General features: G+C 63.3%; 4 protein-coding genes. 3 read left to right on the forward strand and 1 reads right to left on the reverse strand.

Going from position 1 to position 3,400, the window contains the following annotated elements; all coding sequences use genetic code 11:
* Window positions 1-85: 85 nt before the first annotated feature.
* The 3 genes from tnpA to tnpC all read left to right on the forward strand — a co-directional run bounded on the left by tnpA (window position 86) and on the right by tnpC (window position 2,518).
* Window positions 86-529: an IS66-like element accessory protein TnpA gene (tnpA, locus tag APY03_RS02040; RefSeq protein WP_068673442.1), complete on the forward strand. Its 444-nt coding sequence runs from the start codon at window positions 86-88 to the stop codon at window positions 527-529.
* Complete coding sequence (gene tnpB / locus APY03_RS02045) at window positions 505-858, forward strand: IS66 family insertion sequence element accessory protein TnpB (RefSeq protein ID WP_068673444.1); 354 nt, start codon at window positions 505-507, stop codon at window positions 856-858. The genes tnpA and tnpB overlap by 25 nt, the downstream gene beginning before the upstream one ends.
* 103 nt (window positions 859-961) lie before the next feature.
* A complete protein-coding gene (gene tnpC, locus APY03_RS02050) occupies window positions 962-2,518 on the forward strand; it encodes an IS66 family transposase (RefSeq protein ID WP_068673448.1) in 1,557 nt (518 codons plus the stop codon).
* A 30-nt stretch (window positions 2,519-2,548) separates the two neighbouring features.
* Here tnpC and APY03_RS02055 read toward each other — a convergent pair whose 3' ends face one another.
* On the reverse strand, window positions 2,549-3,262 hold the full coding sequence (locus tag APY03_RS02055) for a UPF0149 family protein (RefSeq protein WP_068673446.1): 714 nt from the start codon (window positions 3,260-3,262) through the stop codon (window positions 2,549-2,551).
* Window positions 3,263-3,400 lie beyond the last annotated feature (138 nt).

Genomic DNA, 3,400 nt, shown 5'->3' on the forward strand with positions numbered 1-3,400 from the left:
GTAAGCGCTCAATAAACCACGACCTTGATCCGCGGGCTGTGACCTGACAGCCTACGTTCCCACATAGATTGAACGTGGGAACGTAATGACAGACGATTTGGAAGACCTCAAACGCCGCCTGGTAGTGGGGCACAAGAGCGACGGACGCAGCGTGTACGACGAAGCGGCGAAGTCGGAGTTGGTGGCGCTGTGTCGGCAGCCAGGCGCCTCGGTGTCGCGTCTGGCGCGCGAGTGCGGCGTCAATGCCAACCAAGTTGGACGCTGGCTTCGCGAGCATGGTCATGGTGGCCGTGCGCGCAAGGCCGTTGCCAGCGTGGTGCCGGCGCCTGCGGCGTTCGTGGCGATCGCGGTGCCGCCAGCGTCGCCGATCGGAGCTCGAGGCGGCGACGACAGCGTGGCCATGATGGACTTGCAGGCACGCCTGCCCAATGGCGTAGCGATCGACCTTCGCGGCGTGCAGGTTCGCCAAGTCAGCGAGGTGATCGAGGCATTCGGGAGGCTGCGGTGTTCCGCTTCAACGAAGACCTGAAGGTCTACCTGCACCGGGAGGCCATCGACTTCCGCGTTGGACTCAACGGGTTGGCGATTCTGGTCGAGCAGGCGCTCGGTCTGGATCCGTTCGCCAAGGCCGTGTATGTCTTCCGCAACCGCCGTCGCGATCGCGTGAAGATCCTCGCCTGGGACCGCAACGGCTTCTGGCTATTGATGAAGAGGCTTGAGGAACAGGACCGCTTCAGTTGGCCCGACGCGGCGACGGTGCCGACGCTGACGGTGGAGGAACTTCACTGGTTGCTCGATGGCATCGATCTCGCCGTCATCCGCAAGCATCCCCAGCGCGTCTACGCGCGCGTGGCCTGATCGAGGGCACTCACGGCGTGCAGCGGCGCGAAGAATTTGCATGAAGGTGCGATGATCCCGGAACGCCTGCGCACCATGTAGATCGAAGCAGGCGATGGTCCAGATGCCCACCGCCGAAGAATTCGCAGCCCTGCAAAAGGCGTTGGCCGAGGCCACTCGGCGCAGCGAATCTCTGGTCGGCGAACTGCGCGTGGTGACCACCGAGAGGGACCTGGCACTGGAGCGACTGCGGGCTTTGCAGGGCCAGCTGTTCGCCGCCAAGAGCGAGGCTCGTGGCAGCGAGCAGAAGGACCTGTTCCTCAACGAGGCTGAGGCACTCGCGCCAACCGCGCAGACGCTGCCGGCCGAAACCGATGACGAGGAATCCACGACGGTCGCTGGTCACCAGCGCAAGAAGCGCGGGCGCAAACCACTGGATCCGGCGCTGCCGCGTGACATCGTGCGCCACGAGTTGCCCGAGTCCGAGCGTGTCTGCGCTCACGACGGCCACGCCCTGGTCGAGATCGGCGCCGAGGTGAGCGAGCAGATGCACGTCATCCCTGAGCAGGTGCGTGTGCTTCAGCATCACCGTATCAAGTACGCCTGCCCGTGCTGCGACCTGAGCCTGAAGGTCGCGCCGACGCCGGCGCGCATCATCCCGCGAGGTCTTCTCACCGAGGAGGCACAGGCTTGGGTCATCACGGGCAAGTACCAGTTCGGCATGCCGCTGTACCGAACGGCCGTGCTGCTGCGCCGCTTCGGCGGCAACATCGTGAGCAATACGCTGGCCGCCGGCGTCGTGCGCATCGGTCTGGCCGTGCAACCCGTCATCAACCTGCTGCGCGACCACCTCCTGGACTCGGACCTGATCTACGGGGACGAGACCACCGTCCAGGTGCTCAAGGAGCCTGGGCGCAAGGCGCAGACGAAAAGCTTTATGTGGGCGCAGATGAACGGCAGCGGACCGCCGGTACGGCTGTTCGCCTATGCGCCCGGGCGTGGTGCCGTGCATGCCGAGAAGCTTTATGCCGGAGTCCGGCGCGGGGCCACGTTCATGACCGATGGATACCAGGTCTACGACGGCATCGCCGAGAGCCATGGCTTGACGCATCTTGGATGCTGGGTTCATGCGCGCAGGCCCTTCGTCAAGGCCGAGGAGGCGATCCCGAAGGCGGCCCGGTCACCGGACCAGTTGGCCACACGGTTCATCAAGCTCATCAGCAAGCTCTACCGCGCGGAGTCACTGGCCGAGAAGTGGTCGCCGGAGCGTCGTCAGCGATTGCGTGCACGCTACAGCGCTGCGGTGGTGGTGCAGATCGAGCAGTTGCTGCTCACGAATCTGCACGTCGTCGCGCCATCGAGTTTGCTGGGCGAAGCCCTGCACTACCTGCACGGGCAGTGGCCCAAGCTCACCCGCTTCCTGGAGAGCGGCACCTGGCCTCTGGACTCCAACCCGGTGGAGAACGCGATCCGTCCGTTCGTCGTCGGAAGGAAGGGATGGTTGTTCGCCGATACCGTGGGCGGCGCCAACGCGAGCGCTAACCTGTACTCGCTCATCGAGACGGCCAAGGCGAACGGGATTGAGCCATACCGCTATCTCGTGGCCCTGTTCAAGAAGCTGCCCCTGGCGCAAACGGCCGACGACTACGAGGCCCTACTGCCCTGGCGACTGACGCAGTGAACCGGCCTGGGGTTGAGCCCACGATCTGCCTCAATGCAGGTCACCCGCCGCTCCGCAGCACTTCTTAAACTTCTTGCCGCTCCCACAAGGGCAAGGCTCGTTGCGCCCTACCTTGGGTTGCATCGACTTGGCCACCTCGCGCTCATAGACAGCGAGTCTGAGCGGTAGCCAGTGAGCATGCATATCCAGGACAGCTTGCGGGATTTGAAGTGCTAGCTCCGCCCGCATGGCTGGCGTCTTGGTGAGCTCGTCCTGATCCACGGAGAAGTCGTCTTCGCCGAGCAGGGCGATCGGCCTGAACCAGGCTTGCCCTTGCGGTGTCGACAGCAACGGCTGCCAGTCATTCCAGCAAAGCCTCATTCCCTCAATAAAGCCGTAGGCCCACATCTCAGCGTCGTCATATTCCCGCTCGTCGCCGACGTAGGTCATCGTTGACCAGCTAGGGCTGATCACTCGTGGGTCATCCTCCAGCCCGGCAATGATGCTGTTGAGGTGACGCATGACAAGCCCCAAAATGTGGTTCAACTGTTCGATTGAATCCATCGGCGGCATCATCTCCTTGGTGCCCCAGATCTTGGGGAGCCACTGCTTCGGATGCATGGTTGTCGGGCCGACCGCAAGGGCGTGCAAGAAGCCATCCACCATGTCCATCGTCATGACCTCTTCCGTGTCGACGTCATAGAGCAGGAACTGGTCAAGTTCGTGGAACTCGTCCTCGGACAAGGGGGTAAATGGGGTGGTCATCGATTGAATGTGGCGAGGCGGGGAACAACCGAGATTCTCGCCCTCGGCGCGTGCTGACCGACATCTAACCACCCACCCGTGACTCCCTTACCCTGACGGTCATCTGGGCACAAGGGGCGTGGTCAATAGAGCGCTTAC

Source organism: Variovorax sp. WDL1 (assembly GCF_001541225.1).
Classification (GTDB): domain Bacteria; phylum Pseudomonadota; class Gammaproteobacteria; order Burkholderiales; family Burkholderiaceae_C; genus Variovorax.